The organism is Leifsonia sp. L25 (assembly GCF_050632895.1).
Window position 1 is genome coordinate 180,096 of sequence record NZ_JBODRZ010000003.1, and the last position, 25,171, is coordinate 205,266.

Below are 25,171 nucleotides of genomic sequence, written 5' to 3' on the forward strand. Positions count from 1 at the left end.
TCTGGGGGCGTGGCCGGCGAGGCCGCGAAACCCGTGCGGGACCGCCGGCGACGATGCGAGGAGCAGGGATGACAGCGACACGGACACTCTTCATCGGCGGCACGGGGGTCATCAGTTCCGCGTGCGTCGCCCGGGCCCTGGATCGGGGTCACGAGGTCACGGTCGTCAATCGGGGGAACAGCGAGCTGCGTCCGCTCCCCGACGGAGTGGAGGTGCTGCACGCCGACATCCGGGACCCCGAGAGCGTCCACCGCGTGCTCGGCGAGCGCAGCTTCGATGTCGCCGCGGAGTTCCTTGCCTTCACGCCGGAGCACATCCGCACCGACTTCGACCTGTTCGAGGGCCGGGTCGGGCAGTTCGTGTTCATTTCGTCGGCCTCCGCCTACCAGACCCCGCCCGCGCGGATGCCGGTGACCGAGTCCACACCGCTGCGCAACCCGTTCTGGCAGTACTCCCGCGACAAGATCGCGTGCGAGGACCTCCTGGTGGAGGCGTACCGCGAGCGCGGCTTCCCGATGACGATCGTGCGCCCGTCGCACACCTACGACCGCACGATGATCCCGACCAGCGGGCACTGGACCGACCTGGAGCGGATGCGCCGGGGCGCCCCGGTGGTCGTGCACGGCGACGGCACCAGCCGGTGGACGATCACGCACAACACCGATTTCGCCGTCGCGTTCGTCGGGCTGCTCGGCCGGCCGGAAGCGGTGGGCGACTCATTCCACATCACCTCGGACGAGGCCCCGACCTGGGATCAGATCTACAGCTACCTCGCGGAGGCGCTCGGCGTGGAGGCCGAGCTCGTGCACGTCGCGAGCGAGACCATCGCCGCCGTCGTCCCCGACCTCGGTCCAGGGCTCCTCGGCGACAAGGCGCACTCGATGCATTTCGACAACGCCAAGGTGAAGGCGCTGGTGCCGGAGTACCAGGCCGGCGTCACGTTCGCGCACGGCGCGGGAGAGATCGTCGACTGGTACCTCGCCGACGCCTCCCGCCAGCGCCTCGACCCGGATCTCGACGCGGCGTTCGACCGGCTCGTGGAGCACGCGCGCTCTGTCGCCTGACCGGGCTTCAGGACCACCGGGCCGCGGTGGTTCAATAGCCGTACGAACAGGGAATTCAGCGCCGAACGCGAGCGGATGGTCGAGGAGCAGCTCCGCCTCCGCGGGATCGAGGACCAGCGGGTGCTCGATGCGATGAGACGCGTGCCGAGGCACGAGTTCGTCCCGGAGGGCGCGGAGCGGTTCGCGTACGAGGACCATCCGATGCCGATCGGCGACGGCCAGACCATCTCCCAGCCGTACATCGTCGCGCTCATGCTGGAGGCCGCCCGGATCGGCCCGGAGGACGCCGTGCTCGACGTCGGCACCGGCTCGGGCTATGCAGCCGCGGTCGCCGCGGAGCTCGGCCATCGGGTGATCAGCATCGAGCGGCATGCCGAGCTCGCCGTCACCGCGGCGGCGACCCTGGAGGCGCTCGGCTACCGGGTGAACGTCGTGACGGGCGACGGGACGCTCGGCTGGCCGGCCGGGGCGCCCTATGACGCGATCGTGGCCGCGGCGACCGGGCCGACCGTGCCGCGCGCCTGGCCCGAGCAGCTCGCGCCGGGCGGCCGCATCGTGATGCCGGTCGGACATCCGGGAGGCGCCCAGCACTTGGCCGTGTTCGAGCGCGCCGCCGACGGCTCGCTGCACGAGCGCAACCTCGGCGCGGTCGCATTCGTCGCCCTGATCGGCGACCAGGGCTGGCGAACCTGACGCGCACATTCGTGCCGAATGTCGCGTTTCGCGGCGCCATTCACCACATTCGTGCCGAAAGCGCCTGCCGCGGCGCCGACACATTGGTGACGAATGTCGCGTTTCGCGCCGGCATTCGCGACATTCGTGCCGAAAGTGCGCGGTGGGGACCGCGTCAGGCCGCGAGGGAGGCCGCGGGCACGGTCGCGCGCAACGCGCCCAGCAGCGCGGCGAGCTGGCCGGCGGGCGCTCCCGGGTCCTCCGGGTGCCACTGCACCGCGAGGATCGGCGCCGTCTCGTGCTCGATCGCCTCGACGTGCCCGTCGGGCGCGCGCCCGGTGACGCGGAGGCCCGCGCCCACGACATCCACCGCCTGATGGTGAGCGCTGCGAACGGAGACCACGGGGCCGCCGAGCAGCTCCTCCACTCGGCTGTCCGGCTCCAGCAGCACAGGATGCGTCGTGAGCACCTCCGGGATGGGCACGCCGCGGCGTACATGGTCGGACTCCCCCAGGTCCTGGACGAGGGTGCCGCCGAGCGCGACGTTGACGATCTGCAGGCCCCGGCAGATGCCGAGGAGCGGGAGGCCGCGCGCGATCGCGCTGTGCACGAGCGCGAGCTGCGCGGCGTCCGCCGTCTCGCGGTGCAGGCTCTCGTGCGGGTAGCCTGCCGAGCCGCCGTAGAACGGCGGCGCGATGTCCTCGCCGCCTACGATCACCACGGCGTCAGCGTTCTCGGTCGCGGCCAGCAGGGCGTCGGTTCCGCGGTCCGCCGCCAGCCGGGAGACTGCCCACCCGTCGGCCTCCGCCGCACGGACGACTCCCCCGACGAGCACCTGCACATACGCGTGGTATTCCGGATCGTGGCCGCGGAAGCGCGTCGCCTCGACGACGGCGAGTGTGCGGGCGGCCGGGGACATGACAGCAATTCTGCGGCGGCCGCAGCCGCGACGCACGCGGACGCGTAACAGGTCGAAACAGTGACACGGCCGGGAGCGCGCTCATAGACTCGGCTCGATGACAGGAAAGCTCGGGAGAGTGGGTGAATGTCTGTGCACCGTTCGCTGATCGGGCGTCGACCGCTCATCGCCCTGCTTCTCGTGGTGGGCGCGGTGTCCGCCCCGCTCGTCCTGTCCGCGCCCGCGGCGCAGGCGGTGCGCACGGCGGACCCGGTCGACTTCGGCTCCGGCCACGTCGTGGACCAGGCGAGCGTGCTCTCGGACGCCGACGTGGACACGATCGAGGCGGCCTCGGCCTCCCTCTACAAGGACCACGGCATCCGCCTCTACGTCGCCTACGTCGACCAGTTCACCAACCCGACCGACGCGGAGGACTGGGCCAACGAGACCGCCGCCCGCAACGACCTCGGTCCGACCGACTACTTGCTCGCGGTCGCGACGGACGGCCAGTCGTACTACCTGTCCGGCGACAGCAGCGGCCCGGTCAGCGACCGCGAGCTGACCACCATCGAGCAGACGCAGGTCGAGCCGAAGCTCCGCACGCAGGACTGGACACCCGCCGCCGTAACCGCGGCACAGGCGCTCGGCGCGGCGGTCGGCGACAGCGGAGGGACCGTGATCTTCTGGGTGGCCTTGGCGGTCGTCCTGATCGTCGGCGGCGTCGTGCTCTGGCTGGTGCTCCGGCGCAGACGCGGCGCACAGCAGGACGTGGAGCACCGGGAGGTCGCATCGTGACGGCGGGCGCATCATGACCACTCTGGGCCTGGTGGGGGCGGGGCGCATCGGCAGCCAGCTCGCCCGCCTCGGGATCGCGCACGGGTACGAGATCGTCATCAGCAACTCGCGGGCGCCGCAGTCGCTATCCGCGCTGGTCGGCGAGCTCGGTCCGCACGCGCGCGCCGGGACGGTGACGGAGGCCGCCCAGGCCGGCGACATCGTCGTGGTCGCCATCCCGCTGCGCTCGATCGCATCGCTGCCGTCCGCCGCGTTCGCCGGCAAGGTCGCGATCGACACCGGCAACTACTACCCCGCACGCGACGGCGTCATCCCCGAGCTCGAGGACGGCCGCGAGACGGTGTCCGGGCTGCTGCAGCGCATCCTGCCCGAGGCGAGCGTCGTCAAGGCGTTCAACCACATCCCGGCGGCGAACCTCACCGCGGATGCCTCGCCGCCGGGCACTCCCGGGCGCCGCGCCCTCGCGATCGCGGGCGACGACGGCGACGCGAAGGCTCTCGTCTCCGAGCTGCTGGACGAGTTCGGCTTCGACGTGGTCGACCTCGGCCCGCTCGCCGAAGGCTGGCGGTTCGAGCGCGACATGCCCGCCTACGGGCAGCATCTGACCGCCTCCGGCCTGCGCAACGCGGCCGCGGCGGCGACACGGAAGGAAAAAGGATGAGCCCGGCATCGTTCCTCGTCGTACCGCAATGGCAGGGCTCCGGCTCCTCCCGGGCGATGCGGCTGATCGACGGCGCGGAGGCCATCCGCGGCGACCTCCCCGCGGCCGCCACCCACGGCGTGGCGGTCCCCGCGGCGGCGGGCGAGGCGCTCGGGACGGGCGTGCTGCGGTACTCGTCGCTCAGCCTGGTCCGCGAACTCGCGGCGTCGGAGCTGGCGGTGCTGGAGGCGCCTGTCGTCACGATCGGCGGCGACTGCGGCGCCGACCTCGCCGGCGTCCAGCACGCGGTCGAGTCGCACCCGGCCGGGTCGGTCGCGGTCGTGTGGTTCGACGCGCACGGCGACCTCAACAACGTGTCGACCTCGCCGTCCGGCGCCTTCCACGGCATGGTCGTCCGCGCCCTTCTCGGCGACGGTCCGGACGGGCTGGCGGCGACCGGTGCGGCCCGCCTGCACCACGAGCAGCTCGTCCTCGCCGGCACCCGCGCCCTCGACGACGGCGAGTCGGCGTTCGTGGAGCGGATGGGGATCCGCGTGATCGCACCGGGCGAGTTCGAGGACCCGCAAGCGCTGGTGCGCGCAGTGGAGGCGACCGGCGCGACGGCGGTCTACCTGCACGTGGACCTCGATGTGCTCGACCCGTCCGCGATCGAGGGCATCGGGTTCCCGGAACCGTTCGGGGTGTCGCCGGAGCAGCTCACGGATGCCATCCGGGCGCTGCGCACGCGGTTCGAGCTGGCCGGCGCGGCAGTGACGGAGTTCGCGCCCGAGTCGCCGGACGCGGCGGGGCGGGACCTCAGCGTGATCCTGCGGGTGCTCGGGAGCCTGACGGCGCCCTTGAAGAACGGCGCCGAGGCCGGCTCGGCCGAGGCCGGCTCGGCGGGCGGAGGTTCCTCCACAGATCACGGCCCGCGCCACTTGTCCACGGATACCGCCCCGCCGGATGACGTCCGCTGATCCCGCCGGTAGCTTGAGAGGCATGAGCGAACCGAAAATCCTGACCGAGCGGCGCGGCCACGTGCTGCTGATCGGTCTCAACCGTCCCGACAAGCGCAACGCGGCGGACTATGAGCTGCTGAACGCGCTGGCCGAGGCCTACGGGGAGCTCGACCGCGATCCCGAGCTGCGGGTCGGTGTCGTCCACGCGATCGGCGACCACTTCACCGGAGGCCTCGACCTCGCCGACGTCGCGCCGCGCATCGGCCCGGAAGGGCTGTCGTTCGTCGGCGACACGGGCGTCGACCCGTGGGGCGTCTCGGGGCCGCGGGTCCGCAAGCCGGTCGTGGTCGCGGTGCAGGGCACCTGCCTCACGCTCGGCATCGAACTCATCCTCGCGGCCGACGTCGCGGTCGCGGCTCGCTCGACCACGTTCGCGCAGATCGAGGTCGCGCGCGGCATCCTGCCGTTCGGCGGCGCGACCATCCGGTTCCCGCGCGCGGCGGGCTGGGGCGACGCCATGCGGTACATCCTCACGGGCGACCCCTTCGACGCGGACGAGGCCTACCGGATGGGGCTCGTGCAGGAGGTCGTCGACGACGGCGCCCAGCTCGATGCCGCGCTGGCCATCGCCGAGCGGATCGCCGCCCAGGCGCCGCTGGCGGTCCAGGCGACGCTCGCGAACGCGGTCATCGCCGTACGCGACGGCGACGCGGCGGCCGAGTCCGCGCTCCAGCCGGCGCTCGTCCGGCTGGCCGGCAGCGAGGACGCCCGCATCGGCATGCAGGCGTTCCTGACCCGCACTCCGGCGGAGTTCGTGGGGCGCTGACGCCTCGCACTCCGTCCAGCCCGACCCGAGACCGCGACCACCCAGGAGGAGAGATGCCCGCAACGACCGAGTACGACGTCATCGTCATCGGAGCCGGAGCGGTCGGCGAGAACGTCGCCGATCGCGCCGCCCAGGGCGGAATGCGCACGGTGATCGTCGAGGCCGAGCTCGTCGGGGGCGAGTGCTCGTACTGGGCCTGCATCCCGTCGAAGACCCTGCTGCGCTCGGCCGCCGCGCTCCGGGCGGCGCAGCGCGTCGGCGGTGCACGGGAGGCCGTCACCGGGCCGCTGGACGTCGCCGCGGTGCTCCGCCGGCGCGACTACATGACCAGCGACTGGAAGGACGACGGGCAGGTGGAGTGGCTGAAGGGCGCGGGCATCGACCTGGTCCGCGGCTGGGCCACCATCTCCGCGCCGCGCGAGGTCACCGTCACGGGCGATGACGGCGTGACCACCGTCCTCACCGCGACGCACGCGGTGGCCGTCTGCACCGGCTCCGCGGCGCTGCTGCCCGACATCCCGGGATTGCGCGAGAGCGAGCCGTGGACGAGCCGCGACGCGACGAGCGTCCAGCGCGTGCCGGTGTCGCTGGCGGTCCTGGGCGGCGGGACGGTCGGGACCGAGATGGCGACCGCCTTCGCGGGCTTCGGGACGGAGGTGCACCTCATCGCGCGCCACGGGCTGCTCGGCGGCGCCGAGCCCTTCGCCGGCGAACGCGTCGCTGCGGCGCTGACGGAGCTCGGGGTCGACGTGCACCTCGACGTCACGACCGAGTCCGTCGAGCGCGGCGACGACGACCGGTTCCGCATCCGGCTCGGCGACGGCACGGTGGTGGAGGCCGACGAGCTCCTGGTCGCGACCGGCCGGCTGCCGCGCACCTCGGGCCTCGGGCTGCAGGACTTCGGGCTGGAGGACGGCGGCTGGCTCACCGTCGACGACAGCATGCGCGTGCTCGACCCGGCGGGCGAGCCGGTCGACGGCGGGTGGCTGTACGCCGTGGGCGACGTCAACCACCGCGCGCTGTTCACGCACCAGGGCAAGTACCAGGGCCGCGCGGCCGGCGACGCGATCGCCGCCCGGGCGAAGGGCCACGAGGTCTCCCTCGCACCGTGGGGCGCGTTCGTCGCGACCGCCGACCACCAGGCGGTACCGCAGGTCACGTTCACCGAGCCGGAGGTGGCCTCCGTCGGGCTGACCGCGGCGGCGGCCGAGAAGGCCGGCTATCGCACCCGCGTGGTGGACTACCCGATCGGCTCGGTGAGCGGCGCGTACGTGCTGGCCGACGACTACGACGGCCTGGCGCGCATGGTCGTGGACGAGGACCGCGGCGTCGTCCTCGGCGCGACCTTCGTCGGACAGGACGTCGGCGAGCTGCTGCACTCGGCGACGGTCGCCATCGTCGGCGAGGTGCCGCTGGAGCGGCTCTGGCACGCGGTGCCGTCCTACCCGACTGTCAGCGAGGTCTGGCTGCGGCTGCTCGAGACGTACGGCCGGCCCGCGCTGTGATGAATCGTGCGGAGGGGAGGGCTCGCGGAGACGTAGTGCGGTCGCTCTCAGCGGTCTTCCTCGACTCGCCGATCAGCCGGCTCGGCTACCTGTACGCGACCGCGGTCGGAATGGTCTGGGGCTTCGCGTGGAGCACGGGCCGCGTCGAGCGGCGTGGCGGGCTGTTCGTGTTCCGCGACATGCCCCGGCGGACGTTCGGCCGTGGCGGGTCGTGCGTCGGCGCCTGCTACCTCACCGACCGGAACGTCAGCGATCACGTCCTCGAGCACGAGGCCGTCCACAAGCGGCAGTGGCAGCGCTACGGCATGCTCTTCCCGTTCCTCTACCTGCTGGCGGGGCGCGACCCGCTGCGCAACCGGTTCGAGATCGAGGCGGGCCTCGAGAAAGGCGGCTACCGATGAACGCCCAGGAGTCCCGATGAACGGGCAGGAGCGGCGCACCGTCGTCGTCACCGGCGCCAGCTCCGGCATCGGCGCCGTCGCCGCGGAACGGCTCGCCGCAGCCGGCGACGACGTGGCCGTGGTCGGCCGCGACCCGGAGCGGACGCGCGCGATCGCGGAGCGGATCGGGGCCACGCCGTTCCTCGCCGACTTCGAGCGCCTGGACGACGTGCGCGCGCTCGCCGCCGCCCTCCTCGACCGATACGACACCATCGACGTGCTCGCCAACAACGCGGGCGGCCTGTACCACGAGCGGCGCATCACCGTCGACGGGCACGAGCGCACCATCCAGCTCAACCACCTGGCGCCGTTCCTGCTCACCCACCTGCTGCGGCCGCGTCTGGTGGAGTCCGCGCGGTCGGGGCGCGACGTGCGCGTGGTGTCGACCGCGAGCATGGCCAACCTGTTCGGCAACGTGCGGCTGGACGACCTCGACTGGGAGCGGCGGCGCTGGCGCGGCGGCTGGCGGGCGTACGGCACATCCAAGATCGCGACCATCCTGTTCGTCGCCGAACTCGCGGAACGACTCACCGGCACCGGCGTCACGGCCTACTCCTTCCATCCGGGCACCGTCGTGACCCGCTTCGGAGCGAGCTCCCCGCTCATCCGGTTCGGGGGTGCCGTGACCGGCGGACGGTACGGTGTCACCCCGGAGGAGGGCGCCGCGCCACTGGAACGGCTCACCGGCCCGCTGCCGGTCGGGACGCCGAGCGGGACGTACTTCGACCGCTTCAGGGCCAACGGCAGGGTGACCCGGCAGGCGAAGGACCCGCAGCTCGCCCGCGACCTGTGGACGCTGAGCCAGGGTCTCACCGGAGTCGCGGAGCGAGGCTGACATCCTCCGGAGCGCCCTTCCGGATGGCTGCGCGTCACGGCATGATCGAGACATGCGTCCGACCTCCGACTCCCCCGTCGCCCCCATGCTCGCCAAAGCGGTGCCCGCCGTCCCCGACCAGGACAGCGTCCCCGGCGGCCTCAGCTTCGAGCCGAAATGGGACGGCTTCCGCGCGCTCGTCTACGCCGACGACGCCGGTGACGGCACGATCGGCCGCATCGAGATCGGCAGCCGCGGCTCCAAGATGCTGACCCGCTACTTCCCGGAGCTCATCGCGGCGTTCCGCGAGCTGCTGCCCGGCCCGTGCATCCTCGACGGCGAGATCGTCGTCCCCACCGGCGAGCCCGGCGCGCAGCGGCTCGACTGGGAGGCGCTCTCGCAGCGCATCCATCCCGCCGCCAGCCGGGTGAAGCTGCTCTCCGAGCAGACCCCGGCCACCTTCGTCGCGTTCGACCTGCTCGCGCTCGGTTCCGAGTCCTACCTCGACCGGCCGTTCTCCGAGCGGCGCGCGGCCCTGGAAGAGTTCGCCGGCGACCTGCCCGACCCCATCCGAGTCACCAGGACGACCGTCGACACCGAGCGCGCCCGGCAGTGGCTCGTCGAGTTCGAGGGCGCGGGGCTCGACGGCGTCGTCGCCAAGCCGCTGGACGGCGTGTACGCGCCGAACAAGCGGACCATGCTCAAGATCAAGCACCACCGCACGGCCGACGTCGTGGTGCTCGGCTACCGCGTGCACAAGAGCGGCCAGGGCGTCGGGTCGCTCCTCGTCGGCCTCTACGGCGACGACGGCGTGCTGCGGAACGTCGGCGGCGTCTCCGCGTTCAGCGACAAGGTCCGCCTCCAGCTCGTCGACGACCTGGAGCCGCTGGTCGAGCGCGACGACAGCGGCGCCGCGGTCACCGGCGAGACCGATCGCAGCCGGTTCTCGGCGAGCAAGGACGTGTCGTTCGTGCGCCTGCGCCCGGAGCGGGTCATGGAGGTGCGCTACGACCAGATGGAGGGCTGGCGCTTCCGGCACACTGCGCAGTTCGAGCGCTGGCGACCCGACCGCGACGCGGCCTCCTGCACCTACGACCAGCTCGACCGCCCCATCGCCTACGACCTCGCCGACGTCATGTCCTGACCCCGCCCCGCCCCGAACCGGCGACCACGCACGAACTCGGCGGGTGGCTACGGCTTCTTGGCTCGGCTGGGTTGGACGCGCGGGGGCTCGCCGGGCATCTTGGGGTAGTCGGGCGGGAAGGGAGCTCGCCGAGGCCGTCGTCGAGGTCGCGCTGCCACCACTCCAGCAGCGTGTCGATCGTGCCGGGGCGCTCGCCGAAGTCCTGCCACGGGTCGCCGGTGCTGCGCAGCCGCTCCGGGACCGTGCGCACCGTGAAGTCGCGCGGGTCGACCTCCGGCAGCTCGTCCCAGGTCACCGGCGTGGAGACCGGCGCGTGGGCCAGCGCCCGCGGGCTGTACGCCCCCGCCATCGTGCGATCGCGGTTGGCCTGGTTGAAGTCGACGAAGATCCGCTCGCCACGCTCCTCCTTCCACCACGCGGTCGTCACCTTCTCCGGCATCCGCCGCTCCAGCTCGCGCGCCGCCGCGATGACCGCGTGCCGTACGTCGAGGAACTCCCGCGCCGGCTCGATCGGCGCGAACACGTGGAGGCCGCGGTTGCCCGAGGTCTTGATGTACGTCTCCAGCCCGGCCTCGGAAAGCACCGCACGCAGCTCGATCGCGGCGGGGATCGCGTCGGTGAAGTCCGTTCCCGGCTGCGGGTCGAGGTCGATCCGCAACTGGTCGGGGTTGTCCGAGTCCTCCGCTCGCGACGGCCACGGGTGGAACACGATCGTGTTCATCTGCGCCGCCCACACCGCCGCGGCCGGCTCGTCGATGACGAGCTGCGGATGCGACCGCGCGCTCGGGTAGACGACCATCACCGAGCGGACGAAGTCCGGGGTGCCGCGCGGCGGGTTCTTGGAGAAGAACTGCTCGCCGTCGATCCCTTCCGGGAAGCGCTGCAGCGACAGCGGCCGGTCGCCGTTGGCCCGGACGAACGCCTCGCCGACCTCCACCAGGTAGTTCGCGAGGTCGAGCTTCGTGATCCCGAGGTCCGGGTAGAGCACCCGGCCCGGACTCGAGATGCGGATCTCCCGATCCCCGTGCGGACCGGGCACCGTGAGGATGACTGCGTCGCCTGCCATGCGACCACCGTACCGGCCCAACGGGCGATGACCAGGGTGTGAATTCCGTGTGGGATGCGACCGGTCCTCGTTGTGCAGCATGATGGTGGGGCCACAATGAGCGGAGACCGGGCGTCGCCCGGCAACGCTACGACGCGAGGAGGTGCGGGGCCCTGAGGATCATCAGCTACAACCTGCGCAAGCACGCCGCCGGTCACGAACTCGAGGACATCGCCAAGACGTACGACGCCGACGCGCTGTGTCTGCAGGAGTGCGACAGCGAGGCGCTCGCGCCCCGCCTGCACGACCTCCAGCTCGCCGACACCACCAAGGCCAACCGGCTCGGCCTCGCCGTCTACGTGCGCGACGAGCGCTGGGAGGTGCTGGACACGCAGGTCTTCGCCGTGCAGAAGTCCCTCCACGACCGCGTGCTCGCCCCCGCCAACGAGCGCCTGCTCGCCGCCCTGCTTCGCGACCGCGACTCCGGCGAGCGCGTGCTGATCGGCTCATTCCACGCCGCGCCGCTCACGGCCTCCAACTCGTTGCGTCGCAAGCAGATCGCCGCCGCCCACGAAGGGATGCGCTCGCTCGCCCCGGATACGCCGGCGATCATGGTCGGCGACTTCAACTACCCGTGGTTCATCCGCGGGCTGGAGCGGCATCTGACCACGTCCGGCTACACGCTCAAGCGCACCGACGAACCGACCTACCTCCGATACAAGTTCTTCAGCGGGTACTTCGACTTCGTGACCTCCACCGGCTTCGATGTGGACCGGGTGGACGTGCTCCCTGCCGGCGCGTCGGACCACCGGGCCATCCGGCTGGACGCAGAGCTGGCGGCCTAGTCCTCACCTCCCGATCCGGCGTTCGCCCGCGGCCCCGGCGAGCGTACGGTGAGGTCCGATGAGTGCGCTGGGCTGGCTGGCCGGGACCGAGTACACGATCGCGCGGGAGATCCTGCAGCGCGGCGTGGCGGCCCTCTACGTCGTGGCGTTCCTCTCGGCCGTCGCGCAGTTCCCCGCGCTGCTCGGCGAGCACGGCCTGCTGCCGGCGCCGCGCTTCCTGCGGTCGACGTACGCCCGGCGGCAGCCGACGCTGTTCCGCTGGAGGTACTCGGACCGCCTGCTGCGCGCCGTCGCCTGGACCGGGGCCGCGCTCGCGGCGCTCGTCGTTGTCGGCGTCCTTCAGCTCACGCCGTCGTACGTGTTCGTGCCCGTGTTCCTGATCGTCTGGTTCCTGTACCTCTCGATCGCGAACATCGGCCAGACCTTCTACGGCTTCGGCTGGGAGAGCCTGATCTGCGAGGCCGGCTTCACCGTCGCCTTCCTCGGGTCCGGGGACACCGCTCCCCCGATCACGATCGTCATCCTGGTGCGCTGGCTGGTGTTCCGGCTGGAGTTCGGCGCCGGGATGATCAAGATGCGCGGCGACCGGTCCTGGCGCGACCTGACCGCGCTGTACTACCACCACGAAACCCAGCCGATGCCGAACCCGCTCAGCCGCACCGCGCACCTGCTGCCGAAGTGGTGGCACCGCGTGGAGGTGCTCGGCAACCACTTCGCGCAGCTGATCGTGCCGTGGCTGCTGTTCCTGCCGCAGCCGGTGGCGAGCGCCGCGGCCGCGTTGGTCATCCTGACCCAGCTCTGGCTCGTCGCGACCGGCAACTTCGCCTGGCTCAACTGGATCACGATCGTGCTCGCCTTCGCGGGCGTCAGCGACGGCGCGTGGCGGTGGATCAGCGGCGGCGCGATCCACGTCCGGGTCGGCGCGGCGGACGTGCCGCTCTGGTTCGCGGTCGTCGCGCTCCTGGTGAGCGCCTTCCTGGTGGCGCTGAGCTGGTGGCCGCTGCGGAACCTGTTCCGCCGGCGGCAGTTGATGAACGCGAGCTTCAACCGCTGGCATCTGGTCAACGCCTACGGCGCGTTCGGGAGCGTGACGAAGGAGCGCTACGAGGTGGTCGTGGAGGGCACGGCCGACGACCCGCACGACCCCGGCGCCGAGTGGCGCGAGTACGGGTTCAGGGGCAAGCCGGGCGACCCGCGGAGGCTGCCGCGGCAGTACGCGCCGTACCATCTACGGCTGGACTGGCTGATGTGGTTCCTCGCGCTGGGCTCCCGGGACTCGCCGTGGTTCGAGGTGTTCCTGCTGCGGCTGCTGGAGGCCGACCGGCCGACCCTGCGGCTGCTGCGGCTCGACCCGTTCGGCGGCCGGGCGCCGCGATCGGTGCGCGCCCGGATGTTCCTGTACCGGTTCGCGACGCACGCCGAGAAGCGTGCGACCGGGGACCGGTGGGTGCGCACGGAGGTGGGGACGCTGGTGCCGCCGGTGGCGCTGCGCGACGGCGGGTGAGCGGCCCTCAGTACCCCGTGCGCTCCTCCTGCAGCCGGGCCAGGTCGCGCCAGATCAGCAGCTTCAGCCGCCCCGGCTTCTCCCGCTCGTAGTCGGCCTTCAGCGCTTCCACGCCCGAGAACGCGTCCAGCCCGGCCTCGATCGCCCGGCCGACATCGTCCCAGGCGTCGACCCGGCCGCGCTCGACCAGGGCGAGCAGTTCTTCCTCCGAGTCGGCCTTCGCTCGCAGCGCGCTCGCCAGCGCGACCGCCGCGTCGCGGCGCAGCCGCAGGTTCGCCACGTCCACGTCGCGGTAGTCGTGCGGGTGGGTGGCGTCGCCGCGGAGGCCCTGCGCCGCCTCCAGGTCCGCGTCGATCCGTCCGGCGGCCTCCCCCTGCTCGGAGGCGAGTTCGCGCAGCAGGTGCGCCGCCTCGCCTGTGTGCCGGGCGGCGTCGAAGTCGTTGCCGTACTGCAGCGTATCGACCACGATGTGGTTCTTGACCGCCATCCGGGTGGCGTATTCCGCCAGGAGCATACCTTCGTCGACGGTCTGCTCCAGCGTCGGCGCGGCGGGCTCCGGCAGCGCGTCCTCGTCGAAGGGACGCGTGCGCACGGTCTTCACCGTGCTCTTCCTGAGCCAGTTCGGCCAGCGCATGGCCACAGCCTTTCGGGTCGGTCGGGGACGCCGGGCGTCGGCGCCACCTCCCATTCTGTCCGATCGCGCCGACAGCTCGGCGCGATCGGTCAGCCGCGGCTCGCGAAGAACGCGTTGGCACGCTGCGTGTAGAGCAGCGAGAGCATGACGATGGCCCAGAGGATCTCCAGGATCCCGCTGAAGAACTGGAGGCTGAACAGCAGGAGGACGCCGCCGATAGCGTTGAGGATCATGACGACGGTGACGAGCCCGCGCGCGAACCGGCTGCCGTTCAGGAGGCCGCGGGCGACGACGAGGATCACGATCCCGAGGATGATCGCTAGGATCGCGGAGGTGATGAGCCCGGCCTGCGCGCCGGAGTTCGACGCACGCGCCATCTGGTCGCGCGTGAACAGGATGATCACGCCGCCGACGAGGTTGAGGACGCCGTTGATGTAGGCGAGCACGGCCACGAATGTGACGGTGCCGGGGCGGGTGACGGACATGGCTCCTCCTGACGGTCGGTGTGAGGATAGCGCCGCGGATGCCGCACGGGGCAGGGGCGATGCCGGTCGGTTTCGGTCGGGCGCGTGCGCGCGATGTCGGGGGTCGGTGGCAGTGTGGAGGTCATGTCCGGCGTGCGCTACGAGTTCGAGACGGAGCTGTTCCGCTGGGAGGCGCGGCGCGACCTCTGGGTGTTCGCCCGCCTGCCCGACGACATCTCGGAGGAGATCCGCCTGCAGCCGCACCCGCCCGCCGGCTGGGGCTCGGTCAAGGTGATGGTGACGCTCGGCGGATCGCGCTGGTCGACGTCGGTGTTCCCGGAGAGCGCGGACGGGGCGTACGTCGTGGCGATCAAGGGCGACGTGCGTCGGCGCGAGGGCGTCGGGCTCGGCGACCGGGTGACGCTCGGCGTGGAGACGCTGCTGTAGTCGCTCACGCCCGTCGGGCGACGTACTCCCGATGCTGAGCCGTCTGCCGCAGCGCGGAGAGCAGGGTGAATCCGGCGAGCGCGTCCCAGCCGCCGGTCCAGGTCAGGGTGCGCGCCGCCTCCCACACGGTGCCGCCGGGGTGGGCGGCGACCTCGTCCGCGCGGCGGAGGTGGTGAACGGCGAGGGCGGCGCAGCGGTCGCGCAGGCCGGTGAACGGGTCCTCGTGGCCGGGGAGGGCGCGCAGTCCGCCGCGATCGAGCCGCGCGACCCTGTCGAGCGATTCGAGGTAGTCGGCGATCGGGTTAGTGGCGGTGGGTCCGCCGAGCCCCAGACCGGAGTTGACCGTCGGCAGCACGTGGTCGCCCGTGACGAGAAGGCCGGCCTCCTCGTCGTGCAGGCAGAGGTGGCCGTCGGTGTGGCCGGGCGTCCCGACGACGCGGAGGCGGCGGCCCGGGAGGTCGAGCAGGTCGCCGTCCGTCAGCACGCCCGTGATCACGGCGTCCGCGAGCTGCGCCGCCGGACCGGCCGGCACGGCGGCGGCGGCGAGGAGTTCGGGGCGGCGCTCGGCCGGGACGCCCCACGCCTCCAGGTCCGGCGCCGGGAGCCCGGCGGCGATCAGCCGGAGCGCCGCCCGCTCGCGCTCGTGGACGAGCACGGAAGCGCCTGTCTCGGCCGCCAGCGCCGCGGCGCCGCCGGAGTGGTCGGCGTGCAGGTGGGTGAGCACGATCGCGGCGACCGGGGTTTCGCCGAGGGCCGTCCGCAGCGTCTCCTGCGCCTCCGGGGTCGGCGAGCCCGGGTCGATCACGTGGGCGCGGCCGTCCGCGTCCTCGATCAGGTAGGCGTTGCTGAACGGGAGGCCGGTGCCGGGCGGCATGGGGACGCGCACGCGACGGACGCCCGGGGCGATCGCCTCGGCGGCGGCGGTGGAGGGCATCCCCACACGCTAGCCGACAACGCCGCGGCGGGCGGGCCGGCCCGGCGACGATCCGCCGCGACCGCCCACCGGCGGCAACGGTTCGGAGCGACAGCCCGGCCCCTGCCCGCCGCAGGCGAACGGACCGCGTCCCGGCGAGGGACGCGGTCCGTTCTGGCACTCCGGGTGTCAGCCCGCGAGCAGTCCCAGCGTGTCGACCACGCGGTTGGAGAAGCCCCACTCGTTGTCGTACCAGGCGACGACCTTCACGTGACGGCCGTCCACGCGGGTGAGCTCCGAGTCGAAGATCGACGACGCCGGGTTGCCGGTGATGTCGGAGGACACCAGGGCGTCCTCCGAGTACTCCAGGACGCCGGCGAGGGGACCCTCGGCGGCGGCCCGGTACGCGGCGAGCACGTCGTCGCGGGTGACGTCGCGGGCGACGACGGTGTTCAGCTCCACGATCGAGCCGACCGGCACGGGCACGCGGATCGAGTCGCCGGACAGCTTGCCGTCCAGTTTGGGGAGGACCAGGCCGATCGCCTTCGCCGCGCCGGTCGTGGTCGGCACGATGTTGACGGCGGCGGCGCGGGCGCGGCGCGGGTCGCGGTGCGGGCCGTCCTGCAGGTTCTGCTCCTGCGTGTACGCGTGCACCGTGGTCATGAAGCCGTGCTCGATGCCGGCCAGGTCGTCCAGGACCGCGGCGAGGGGCGCGAGCGCGTTCGTGGTGCAGGAGGCGTTCGAGACGATCGTGTGGACGGCCGGGTCGTACGCGTCGGTGTTGACGCCGTAGGCGAGGGTGACGTCCGCGCCGTCGGCGGGGGCGCTCACGAGGACCTTCTTCGCGCCGGCCTCCAGGTGGGCGCGAGCGGCGGTCGCGGACGTGAACCGGCCGGTGGACTCGAGCACGATGTCCACGCCGAGCTCGCCCCATGGGAGCTGCGCCGGCTCGCGCTCGGCGAGCACGCGGATGCGGCGGCCGTCGACCACGAGGACGTCCCCATCGACGGAGACGGGACGGCCGAGGCGACCCCCGGTGGAGTCGAAGGCCAGGAGCTTGGCGAGCGCGGCCGGCTCGGTCAGGTCGTTGACGGCCACGACCTCCAGGTCGCTGTCGCGCTCCAGAAGGGCGCGGAGGACGTTACGGCCGATGCGGCCGAAGCCGTTGATGGCGATGCGGGTCATGCGGAGGGGATCCTTTCGTTCGCTGACAGCCTCGCCGCCGTGGCGCCCCGCCGCCAGGGGCGCGATCGTCACGGTTCGAAAGGATCCCGCCAGCGCAGCCCCGCGCGAACGTTCGCCTCGAATGTCTCGAATCCCGCGACCATTGCGCACATTCGTGACGAATCACGACCTGCACATTCGGCACGAATGTGGACTGTGACGCCGCGAAACGCGACATTCGGCGCGAATCGCGGCCGCGGCCCCTCAGCCGGCGGCGCGTCAGCCTGCGTCACCGCTGAACGTGCGCCGGTACTCGCTCGGCGTCGTGCCGAGGATGCGCTGGAAGTGCAGGCGCAGGTTGGCGCCGGTGCCGAGCCCCACGTCCGCCGCGATCTGCTCGACGCTGAGTTCCGAGCGCTCCAGCAGCTCGCGCGCGACGTCGATGCGCGCCCGCATCACCCACTGCATGGGCGTGTAGCCGGTGTCCTCCACGAACCGGCGCGAGAACGTGCGCGGCGAGACGGCGGCGCGGCGGGCGAGCACCTCCAGTGTGAGCGGGTCGCCGAGCCGGTGGAGCGCCCACTCGCGGACCGCCGCGAACCGTTCGCCGAGCGGCTCCGGCACGCTGCGCGGGACGTACTGCGCCTGTCCCCCGCTGCGGTACGGCGCGGCGACCAGGCGGCGGGCGGCGTGGTTGGCGGCGGCGATGCCCAGGTCGCCACGGAGGATGTGCAGGCAGAGGTCGATCCCGCTGGCGGCTCCCGCGGACGTGAGCACATCGCCCTCGTCGACGAAGAGCACGTTCTCGTCCACCCGGATCAGCGGGTAGCGGTGCGCGAGCGCGCGCGTGTAGTGCCAGTGCGTCGTGGCCCGCTTGCCGTCGAGGAGTCCGGTCGCCGCGAGCGCGAACGCCCCGGTCGAGATCGCGGCCAGCCGTGCGCCGCGCGCGTGCGCCGCGAGCAGGGCCTCCACCACCGCGGCCGGAGGGTCCTCACGGTCGGGATGCCGGTACCCGGGCAGGAACACGATGTCCGCCCACTCGAGCGCCTCCAGGCCGTGCGCCACGTGGTACGAGAGGCCGTCCCCGCCGGTCACGAGCCCGGGGGCGGCCCCGCAGACGCGGACCTCGTAGGGCATGCTCGCCCGGGTGGTGAGCACCTGCGCCGGGATGCCGACGTCCAACGGCTTGGCGCCCTCCAGGACGAGGACAGCGACGCGATGAAGAGGGTCGGGCACGGGATCAGGGTAGCGGGGTGCCGGGGCCCTACGCTGAGCCCCATGGAGAAGTCGTGACGCCCGCCGAGCGGATCCTCGCCGCGGACGAGGCCCTCCGCCGCCGGGCTCAGCGCCGCACGCTCGGCGTGGTGGTCGCCAGCCAGGTCCTCGGCGGCGCCGGGCTCGCGGCCGGTGTCACGGTCGGCGCGCTGCTGGCCCAGCAGCTTGTCGGCGCCGACGCGCTGGCCGGCCTCCCCGCCGCGCTCTTCACCCTCGGCTCGGCGGGCGCGGCGTTCATCGTGGGCAGGATCAGCCAGCGCCGCGGACGCCGCGTCGGGCTGGGCCTCGGCTTCTTCGCGGGCGGCCTCGGCGCGCTCGGCGTGGTCGTCGCAGCGGCGATCGGGAGCGTTCCACTGCTCTTCGTCGCGCTCCTCGTCTACGGGGCCGGCACAGCAACGAACCTGCAGGCGCGCTACGCCGGATCCGATCTCGCGGCCCCTTCTGCCCGCGGAACCGCGGTGAGCGTCGCCCTCGTGTCAACGACCGTCGGCGCGGTGGCCGGCCCGAATCTCGTCGCGCCGATGGGCTCGGTCGCCGTCGCGCTCGGCATCCCCGCGCTGGCCGGGCCGTTCCTGCTCGCGGCGGCGGCCTATCTCGCCGCGGGACTCGTGCTGTCGCTGCTGCTGCGGCCCGACCCGCTGCTGCTCGCGCGCAGGCTGGCGGCGGATGCGGAGGCGGCGGCCGTCTCGGCTGCTGCCGCGGAGGCGGCTCCCACGGCCGACGCGCAGAACGAGCCCACGTCGACGCCCACCTCCCCTACCTCCCACGCCTCCCCCACCTCCCCCGCGTCCCAGGCCTCCCCGCTCGGCCGCGGTGCGATCGTCGGCGCCGCCGTGATGATCCTCACCCAGATCGCGATGGTCGCGATCATGACCATGACGCCCGTCGAGATGCGCGCGCACCACCACGACCTGTCGGAGGTCGGCGTCGTCATCGGCATCCACATCGCCGCGATGTACCTGCCGTCCCCGCTGACCGGCCTGCTCGTGGACCGCGTCGGCCGCATCCCGATGGCCATCGCGGCCGCGGTGACCTTGCTCGCCGCCGGGATCGTCGGCGCCGTCGCACCCGCTGACTCGCTCGGGCTCCTGGTGCTGGCCCTCGCCCTCCTCGGCCTCGGCTGGAATTTCGGCCTGATCTCCGGCACGGCCCTGGTCGTGGACGCGACGACGCCCGCGAACCGCGCCCGTACGCAGGGCACGATCGATGTGCTGATCGCACTCGCCGGCGCCGGCGGCAGCGCGATGTCCGGGGTCGTCATGGCGAGCGCGGGCTACGCCCTGCTGTCGATCGCCGGCGGCCTGCTCTCGGCCCTGCTCGTTCCGGTGGTGTTCTGGGCCATGCGGCAGCGAGGCACCGCCCAGGCCTGACTCGACCGGACTACTCGCTCGCCGCCGTCGCGAGCCGGGTGATCCACGGGTTGAACACCCGGACCCGGAACGGCTCGAAGTCGCGCGAGTTGCGCGTGACCAGTGTGAGATTGCCGACCTCGGCGGTCGCGGCGATCAGCGCATCCCGCTCGGGCCGCGGATCGGGCACGCGATATCCGGCGAGGCCTGCGACTTCCCCGTCGACCGGCAGGATGCGCTCGGCGAAGACCATCATCACGTCGTCCTGCCATCGCCGCAGCACGATTCCCACGAGCCAGTCGTCGCCGGATGATATACGATCCTGAACGGGTCCTCCGGGCCCGGATGACGCCCTCCGACGATGACAGGGAGCCGCCGATGCTCGACACCTCCACCATCCACGCGATCGCGGACGAGCTCGCGGACGCCGAGCGCGAGCGCACGACGGTCCTGCTGCTGTCCGCCCGCCACCCCGGCATGACGGTGGACGACGCCTACGCCGTGCAGCGCGTGTGGGTCGAGCGCGGGCTCGCCGCCGGGCGCCGGCTGGTCGGGCGCAAGATCGGGCTGACGTCGAAGGTGATGCAGCAGGCGACCGGGATCACGGAGCCGGACTACGGGGCGATCTTCGCGGACATGATCCACGAGACCGGGGCCGTCCTCCCGTTCGACCGCTACTCGAACGTGCGGATCGAGGTCGAGCTCGCCTTCGTGCTCGCCCAGCCTCTGGAGGGACCGGACGCCACGCTGTTCGACGTGCTCGACGCGACGAAGTACGTCGTCCCCGCGCTGGAGATCCTGAGCTCCCGCATCGAACTGGACGGCCGCACCATCGTCGACACCATCTCCGACAACGCCGCGATGGGCGGCATGGTCGTCGGCGGCCGGCCGGTCGCGGTGGACACGGTGGACCTGCGCTGGGTGGGCGCGCTCCTGTACCGCAACGAGACCATCGAGGAGTCCGGGGTCGCGGCCGCGGTGCTCGACCATCCCGCCGCCGGCGTCGCCTGGCTCGCCAACAAGCTCGCGCAGCACGGCACCCGGCTGGAGGCCGGGGACATCGTCCTCGCCGGCTCGTTCACCCGCCCGCTCTGGGTGGAGCGCGGCGACACCATCCACGCCGACTACGGGACCCTGGGAGCCGTGACATGCCGATTCAGCTAGAGCCGACCCCGACCTTCGCCGACCGCCTCCGCGCGGCCGACCGCACCCTGTACGGGATGTGGTCCTGCGCGGGCAGTCCACTGGTCGCGGAGATCTGCGCGGGCAGCGGCCTCGACATCCTCCTGATCGACGGCGAGCACTCCCCCGTCGGGCTGGAGTCGATCCTGGCGCAGCTCCAGGCCGCGGCCGCGTACCCCGTCGTGCCGGTGGTGCGCGCGCCGATCGGGGATGCGGTGATCCTCAAGCAGCTCCTCGATCTGGGGGCGCAGAACGTGCTCGTGCCGATGGTGTCCAGCGTGCCGGAGGCCGAGGAGATGGTGCGGGCGGTGCGGTATCCGCCGCGCGGCGTCCGCGGCGTCGGCAGCGCACTGGCACGGTCGTCGCGCTGGAGCCGCATCCCGGATTATCTGGCGCGCGCCGATGAGTTGGTGTCGCTGACCGTGCAGATCGAGACGACCGACGGGTTGCACGCGGCGGCGGCCATCGCGGCGGTGGAGGGCGTCGACGCGCTGCTCGTCGGCCCGGCGGACCTCGCGGCGTCGATGGGGCTGCTCGGGCAGCAGGACCACCCGGAGGTGGTCGCCGCGGTCGAGAGCGTCATCCGCGCGGGGCGGGAGGCCGGCACGCCGGTCGGCGTCAACGCGTTCGACCCGGCGATGGCCGCACGCTACACGGAGGCCGGGGCGGCGTACGTGCTGGTCGGCAGCGACGTGACCCTGCTGGCGCGGGCCTCCGAGGGGCTCGCGGCGCGATTCCTCGGAGGTGCGGAGGGCGGCAGGGCCCCGGCGTCCTCCTGACACCCTTCCGCACGGTTTCCAGATCGTATACAATCTCGAATACGTTCCATTCATCCCCGACGGCGAGGAGAACCGAGCTGTGAGCGACATCGGTCGGCCCGGCAAGATCATCGCGGTGCACCTCAACTACCGCTCCCGCGCCGCGCAACGCGGCCGCACCCCGGCGCAGCCCTCCTACTTCTTCAAGCCGGCCTCCTCGGTCGCCTCCTCCGGCGACGCACTCGAGCGCCCGGCGGGCACCGAGCTCCTCGCGTTCGAGGGCGAGGTCGCGCTGATCATCGGCCGGCCCACCCGCCGGGTCTCCCCGACGAGGGCTGGTCCGCCGTCTCCGGGATCACCGCCGCGAACGACTTCGGCCTCTACGACCTGCGCGCGGCCGACAAGGGCTCGAACGTGCGCTCGAAGGGCGGCGACGGCTTCACCCCGCTCGGCCCCGCGATCATCCCGGCCGGAGCCGTCGACCCCGCCGCCGTGCGGGTGCGCACCTGGCTGAACGACGAACTGGTGCAGGAGGGCACGAGCGACGACCTGCTCTTCCCGTTCGGCCGGCTGGTCGCCGACCTCTCGCAGCTCATGACGCTGGAGCCCGGCGATGTCATCCTCACCGGCACGCCGGCCGGCTCGTCGGTCACGCAGCCGGGCGACACGGTGGAGGTCGAGGTCGACGCGCCGACCGCGCCCGGTGCTCCGACCTCCGGAAGGCTGGTCACGCGGATCACGGAGGGCACGGTGCCGTTCGGCGACTTCGGGTCGAGACCGAGCGTGGACGACCTGCAGCGCGCGGAGGCTTTCGGCACTCAGCCGACACCGTCGTTCGAATTGACCGACGACCTGCGCGCCCGACTCGCCTCCGTCTCGACCGCCACTCTCAGCTCCCAGCTCCGCAAGCGCGGGCTGAACGCGGTCTCCATCGACGGCCTGACCTCCACCCGGCCCGGCACCCGCGTTGTCGGCACCGCGCGGACGCTCCGCTACCTCCCCGGCCGCGAAGACCTCTTCGCGTCGCACGGCGGCGGCTACAACGCCCAGAAGCGCGCGTTCGACGCGGTCGGCGCCGGCGAGGTGCTCGTGATCGAGGCCCGCGGCGAGCGCGGCAGCGGCACCGTCGGCGACGTCCTGGCGCTCCGGGCGCAGGTGAAGGGGGCCGCCGGGATCGTGACCGACGGCGGCGTCCGCGACTTCGCGGAGGTGGCCGCCCTCGACATCCCGACCTACCACGCCGGCCCGCACCCGGCGGTGCTCGGCCGCAAGCACGTGCCGTGGGACGCGGACGTGGCGATCGCCTGCGGCGGCGCGACCGTGCTGCCCGGCGACGTCATCGTGGGCGACGCGGACGGCCTCCTCGTCATCCCGCCGGCTCTCGTGGCCGAGGTCGTCGCGGATGCGGTCGAGCAGGAGCGCGAGGAGCAGTTCATCGCCGAGATGGTGCGGGCCGGCGAGAAGGTCGACGGGCTGTTCCCGATGAACGCCGCCTGGAAGGAGAGGTACCGGGCATGGCTGACGCAGCAGTGAAGGCAGCGGCGCCGGCGAAGGCCGCGGCGCCGGGCACATCCACGACCCCGGGCACGTCCGCGACGCCGAGCAAATCGCAGCTCGCCTACGACTTCATCCGCGCGCGCATTGACGACGGTCGCTTCGTGTCCGGGTTCCGCCTCGTCCTCGGCCAGATCGCCGGGGAGTTGAACGTCAGCGTCGTGCCGGTGCGGGAGGCGATCCGGCGGCTGGAGGCGGAGGGGCTGGTCACGTTCGAGAAGAACGTCGGCGCCCAGGTCGCCCTGCTCCACGACGCCGAGTACGCCTACACGATGGAGACCCTGGCGCTCGTGGAGGGCGCGGCCACCCGGCTCTCCGCCCCACTGCTGAACGGCGACCGTCTCCACCGCGCCCGGACGATCAACCGCGAGCTGATCGCGTGCCTGGACGACTTCATCCCGCACCGCTTCACCGAGCTCAACCAGCGGTTCCACTCCGTGCTGTTCGAGGAGTGCCCGAACCCGCACATCCTCGACCTCGTGCACCGCGGCTGGAACCGCCTGACCGTGCTGCGCGACTCCACCTTCAGCTTCGTGCCCGGCCGCGCGCGCGAGTCGGTGGCCGAGCACGAGCAGATCCTCCGGCTGATCGAGACCGGCGCGGACCCCATCGACATCGAGCTCGCCGCCCGGGACCACCGCCTCGCGACCCTGGACGCGCTCCAGCGCTATCAGGCCGAACGCCAGCACTGACCGACACAGCCCGTGCTGACCGACACACCCCGTGCTGACCGAGACCCAGCACCGACCGAACCACCGAGGAGGCAGCGCATGCCGCAGCACCACATCCCCACTGATCTTCCGGCGAAGATCCAGCACTTCATCGACGGCACGTTCGTCGACAGCGTCTCCGGGAAGACGTTCGAGGTGCTCGACCCGGTGTCCAACGAGACCTATGTCCACGCCGCGGCCGGTCAGAAGGAGGACATCGACCTCGCCGTCGCCGCCGCCAAGCGCGCATTCCGCGAGGGCCCGTGGCCCCGGATGAAGCCGCGCGAGCGCGCCCGCGTCCTGAACCGGATCGCCGACGCCGTCGCCGCGCAGGACGCCCGGCTCGCCGAGCTGGAGACCTTCGACACCGGCCTCCCGATCACGCAGGCGCTCGGCCAGGCGCAGCGCGCGGCCGAGAACTTCCGGTTCTTCGCCGACCTGATCGTGGCCCAGGTCGACGACGCCTTCACTGTGCCGGGCAGCCAGCTCAACTACGTCAACCGCAAGCCGATCGGCGTCGCCGGGCTCATCACGCCCTGGAACACGCCGTTCATGCTGGAGAGCTGGAAGCTCGCCCCCGCGCTGGCGACCGGCAACACCGTCGTGCTCAAGCCCGCCGAGTTCACCCCGCTTTCGGCGTCGCTGTGGGCGGAGATCTTCCGCGAGGCCGGCGTTCCGGACGGTGTCTTCAACCTGGTCAACGGACTCGGTGAGGAGGCGGGTGATGCGCTGGTGAAGCATCCCGACGTCCCGCTCATCTCCTTCACCGGCGAGAGCAGCACCGGGCAGCTCATCTTCGCCAACGCCGCGCCCTTCCTGAAGGGGCTGTCGATGGAGCTCGGCGGCAAGTCCCCCGCCATCGTCTTCGCCGACGCCGACCTGGACGCCGCGATCGACTCCACCCTGTTCGGCGTGTTCTCGCTGAACGGCGAGCGTTGCACCGCGGGCTCCCGCATCCTGGTCGAGCGCGCGATCAACGACGAGTTCTGCGCGCGGTACGCCGAGCGAGCGAAGCGCATCGTGGTCGGCGACCCGCACGACCCGAAGACCGAGGTCGGCGCGCTGGTGCACCCCGAGCACTACGACAAGGTGATGAGCTACGTCGAGCTCGGCAAGCAGGAGGGCCGCCTTCTCGCCGGCGGCGGCCGTCCCGACGGGATCGACCACGGCAACTACATCGCACCGACCGTGTTCGCCGACGTCGCACCCGACGCGCGCATCTTCCAGGAGGAGATCTTCGGCCCGGTCGTCGCGATCACGCCGTTCGATTCCGAGGCCGAGGCGCTGGAGCTCGCCAACGGGGTGAAGTACGGCCTCGCCGCGTACCTCTGGACCAACGACCTGGCTCGCGCCCACACCTTCGCCCAGAACGTGGAGGCCGGGATGGTGTGGCTCAACTCGCACAACGTCCGCGACCTCCGCACCCCGTTCGGCGGGGTGAAGGCCTCCGGTCTCGGGCACGAGGGCGGCTACCGCTCCATCGACTTCTACACCGACCAGCAAGCGGTCCACATCACGCTGGGCCCGGTGCACACGCCGCGCTTCGGCGCCGAATGACGAAGGAGTCAGC

At 72.4% G+C, this 25,171-nt stretch carries 24 protein-coding genes and 3 pseudogenes; 19 read left to right on the forward strand and 8 right to left on the reverse strand.

Going from position 1 to position 25,171, the window contains the following annotated elements:
* The first annotated feature begins 68 nt into the window (after window positions 1-68).
* Complete coding sequence (locus ACRAWC_RS04760) at window positions 69-1,064, forward strand: SDR family oxidoreductase (RefSeq protein ID WP_431346722.1); 996 nt, start codon at window positions 69-71, stop codon at window positions 1,062-1,064.
* Between the two features lie 60 nt (window positions 1,065-1,124).
* Window positions 1,125-1,757, forward strand: a pseudogene (locus ACRAWC_RS04765) (protein-L-isoaspartate(D-aspartate) O-methyltransferase); the annotation flags it as partial.
* A 154-nt stretch (window positions 1,758-1,911) separates the two neighbouring features.
* On the opposite strand, the gene ACRAWC_RS04770 reads toward ACRAWC_RS04765, so the two are convergent.
* Window positions 1,912-2,655 carry a gamma-glutamyl-gamma-aminobutyrate hydrolase family protein gene (locus tag ACRAWC_RS04770; RefSeq protein WP_431346723.1) on the reverse strand — a complete coding sequence of 248 codons (744 nt, stop codon included), beginning with the start codon at window positions 2,653-2,655 and terminating at the stop codon, window positions 1,912-1,914.
* Between the two features lie 126 nt (window positions 2,656-2,781).
* Here ACRAWC_RS04770 and ACRAWC_RS04775 point away from each other — a divergent pair, with 126 nt between their 5' ends.
* From ACRAWC_RS04775 to ACRAWC_RS04810, 8 genes are read left to right on the forward strand one after another with little or no spacing between them, the layout of a single operon-like run.
* A complete protein-coding gene (locus ACRAWC_RS04775; protein WP_431346724.1) occupies window positions 2,782-3,429 on the forward strand; it encodes a TPM domain-containing protein in 648 nt (215 codons plus the stop codon).
* Between the two features lie 13 nt (window positions 3,430-3,442).
* Window positions 3,443-4,090 carry an NADPH-dependent F420 reductase gene (locus tag ACRAWC_RS04780; protein ID WP_431346725.1) on the forward strand — a complete coding sequence of 216 codons (648 nt, stop codon included), beginning with the start codon at window positions 3,443-3,445 and terminating at the stop codon, window positions 4,088-4,090.
* On the forward strand, window positions 4,087-5,046 hold the full coding sequence (locus tag ACRAWC_RS04785; protein WP_431346726.1) for an arginase family protein: 960 nt from the start codon (window positions 4,087-4,089) through the stop codon (window positions 5,044-5,046). The genes ACRAWC_RS04780 and ACRAWC_RS04785 overlap by 4 nt, the downstream gene beginning before the upstream one ends.
* Before the next feature lie 22 nt (window positions 5,047-5,068).
* Window positions 5,069-5,854, forward strand: coding sequence for a crotonase/enoyl-CoA hydratase family protein (locus ACRAWC_RS04790; RefSeq protein ID WP_431346727.1), 786 nt, complete (start codon window positions 5,069-5,071; stop codon window positions 5,852-5,854).
* A gap of 53 nt (window positions 5,855-5,907) precedes the next feature.
* Window positions 5,908-7,359 carry a dihydrolipoyl dehydrogenase family protein gene (locus tag ACRAWC_RS04795; RefSeq protein ID WP_431346728.1) on the forward strand — a complete coding sequence of 484 codons (1,452 nt, stop codon included), beginning with the start codon at window positions 5,908-5,910 and terminating at the stop codon, window positions 7,357-7,359.
* Window positions 7,359-7,760: a Fe-S oxidoreductase gene (locus ACRAWC_RS04800; protein WP_431349363.1), complete on the forward strand. Its 402-nt coding sequence runs from the start codon at window positions 7,359-7,361 to the stop codon at window positions 7,758-7,760. Before ACRAWC_RS04795 ends, ACRAWC_RS04800 begins: the two co-directional genes overlap by 1 nt.
* A gap of 16 nt (window positions 7,761-7,776) precedes the next feature.
* Window positions 7,777-8,634 carry an SDR family NAD(P)-dependent oxidoreductase gene (locus tag ACRAWC_RS04805; protein ID WP_431346729.1) on the forward strand — a complete coding sequence of 286 codons (858 nt, stop codon included), beginning with the start codon at window positions 7,777-7,779 and terminating at the stop codon, window positions 8,632-8,634.
* A gap of 52 nt (window positions 8,635-8,686) precedes the next feature.
* A complete protein-coding gene (locus tag ACRAWC_RS04810; protein ID WP_431346730.1) occupies window positions 8,687-9,757 on the forward strand; it encodes an ATP-dependent DNA ligase in 1,071 nt (356 codons plus the stop codon).
* Between the two features lie 47 nt (window positions 9,758-9,804).
* On the opposite strand, the pseudogene ligD reads toward ACRAWC_RS04810, so the two are convergent.
* A pseudogene (ligD, locus tag ACRAWC_RS04815) lies at window positions 9,805-10,823 on the reverse strand (non-homologous end-joining DNA ligase).
* 152 nt (window positions 10,824-10,975) lie between these two features.
* Between ligD and ACRAWC_RS04820 the strand changes: the two are divergent.
* Window positions 10,976-11,647 carry an endonuclease/exonuclease/phosphatase family protein gene (locus ACRAWC_RS04820; protein ID WP_431349364.1) on the forward strand — a complete coding sequence of 224 codons (672 nt, stop codon included), beginning with the start codon at window positions 10,976-10,978 and terminating at the stop codon, window positions 11,645-11,647.
* A 58-nt stretch (window positions 11,648-11,705) separates the two neighbouring features.
* Window positions 11,706-13,151 (forward strand): lipase maturation factor family protein, encoded by a 1,446-nt coding sequence (locus ACRAWC_RS04825; protein WP_431346731.1) that lies wholly within the window; start codon window positions 11,706-11,708, stop codon window positions 13,149-13,151.
* 7 nt (window positions 13,152-13,158) lie between these two features.
* On the opposite strand, the gene ACRAWC_RS04830 is transcribed toward ACRAWC_RS04825, so the two are convergent.
* Together ACRAWC_RS04830 and ACRAWC_RS04835 are read right to left on the reverse strand one after the other, a co-directional pair.
* On the reverse strand, window positions 13,159-13,785 hold the full coding sequence (locus ACRAWC_RS04830) for a hypothetical protein (RefSeq protein WP_431346732.1): 627 nt from the start codon (window positions 13,783-13,785) through the stop codon (window positions 13,159-13,161).
* A gap of 89 nt (window positions 13,786-13,874) precedes the next feature.
* Entirely contained in the window at window positions 13,875-14,270 is a 396-nt protein-coding gene (locus ACRAWC_RS04835; RefSeq protein ID WP_431346733.1) for a DUF7144 family membrane protein, read from the reverse strand.
* A 93-nt stretch (window positions 14,271-14,363) separates the two neighbouring features.
* On the opposite strand from ACRAWC_RS04835, the gene ACRAWC_RS04840 reads away from it, so the two are divergent.
* Window positions 14,364-14,696 carry a DUF1905 domain-containing protein gene (locus ACRAWC_RS04840; protein WP_431346734.1) on the forward strand — a complete coding sequence of 111 codons (333 nt, stop codon included), beginning with the start codon at window positions 14,364-14,366 and terminating at the stop codon, window positions 14,694-14,696.
* A 4-nt stretch (window positions 14,697-14,700) separates the two neighbouring features.
* On the opposite strand, the gene ACRAWC_RS04845 is transcribed toward ACRAWC_RS04840, so the two are convergent.
* From ACRAWC_RS04845 to ACRAWC_RS04855, 3 genes are all read right to left on the reverse strand, one after another.
* The gene (locus ACRAWC_RS04845) at window positions 14,701-15,630 is read right to left on the reverse strand and encodes an MBL fold metallo-hydrolase (protein WP_431346735.1); all 930 of its coding nucleotides are present in this window, start codon (window positions 15,628-15,630) and stop codon (window positions 14,701-14,703) included.
* A 168-nt stretch (window positions 15,631-15,798) separates the two neighbouring features.
* On the reverse strand, window positions 15,799-16,794 hold the full coding sequence (gene gap / locus ACRAWC_RS04850) for a type I glyceraldehyde-3-phosphate dehydrogenase (protein ID WP_431346736.1): 996 nt from the start codon (window positions 16,792-16,794) through the stop codon (window positions 15,799-15,801).
* A 258-nt stretch (window positions 16,795-17,052) separates the two neighbouring features.
* Window positions 17,053-18,009, reverse strand: a complete 957-nt coding sequence (locus ACRAWC_RS04855) for a GlxA family transcriptional regulator (protein ID WP_431346737.1) — start codon at window positions 18,007-18,009, stop codon at window positions 17,053-17,055.
* 53 nt (window positions 18,010-18,062) lie between these two features.
* On the opposite strand from ACRAWC_RS04855, the gene ACRAWC_RS04860 reads away from it, so the two are divergent.
* Window positions 18,063-19,418, forward strand: a complete 1,356-nt coding sequence (locus ACRAWC_RS04860; RefSeq protein WP_431346738.1) for an MFS transporter — start codon at window positions 18,063-18,065, stop codon at window positions 19,416-19,418.
* 10 nt (window positions 19,419-19,428) lie between these two features.
* Here the strand turns inward: ACRAWC_RS04860 and ACRAWC_RS04865 are convergent, their stop codons facing one another.
* The gene (locus ACRAWC_RS04865; protein WP_431346739.1) at window positions 19,429-19,689 is read right to left on the reverse strand and encodes a hypothetical protein; all 261 of its coding nucleotides are present in this window, start codon (window positions 19,687-19,689) and stop codon (window positions 19,429-19,431) included.
* Between the two features lie 86 nt (window positions 19,690-19,775).
* Here ACRAWC_RS04865 and hpaH point away from each other — a divergent pair, with 86 nt between their 5' ends.
* From hpaH to hpaE, 5 genes and pseudogenes are all read left to right on the forward strand, one after another.
* Window positions 19,776-20,561, forward strand: coding sequence for a 2-oxo-hept-4-ene-1,7-dioate hydratase (gene hpaH, locus ACRAWC_RS04870; protein ID WP_431346740.1), 786 nt, complete (start codon window positions 19,776-19,778; stop codon window positions 20,559-20,561).
* Window positions 20,546-21,358, forward strand: a complete 813-nt coding sequence (locus ACRAWC_RS04875) for an HpcH/HpaI aldolase family protein (RefSeq protein ID WP_431346741.1) — start codon at window positions 20,546-20,548, stop codon at window positions 21,356-21,358. The genes hpaH and ACRAWC_RS04875 overlap by 16 nt, the downstream gene beginning before the upstream one ends.
* Window positions 21,359-21,437: 79 nt before the next feature.
* Window positions 21,438-22,870, forward strand: a pseudogene (locus tag ACRAWC_RS04880) (fumarylacetoacetate hydrolase family protein).
* Window positions 22,852-23,583, forward strand: coding sequence for a GntR family transcriptional regulator (locus ACRAWC_RS04885; protein WP_431346742.1), 732 nt, complete (start codon window positions 22,852-22,854; stop codon window positions 23,581-23,583). The pseudogene ACRAWC_RS04880 and the gene ACRAWC_RS04885 overlap by 19 nt, the downstream one beginning before the upstream one ends.
* A gap of 78 nt (window positions 23,584-23,661) precedes the next feature.
* On the forward strand, window positions 23,662-25,158 hold the full coding sequence (hpaE, locus tag ACRAWC_RS04890) for a 5-carboxymethyl-2-hydroxymuconate semialdehyde dehydrogenase (protein WP_431346743.1): 1,497 nt from the start codon (window positions 23,662-23,664) through the stop codon (window positions 25,156-25,158).
* Window positions 25,159-25,171 lie beyond the last annotated feature (13 nt).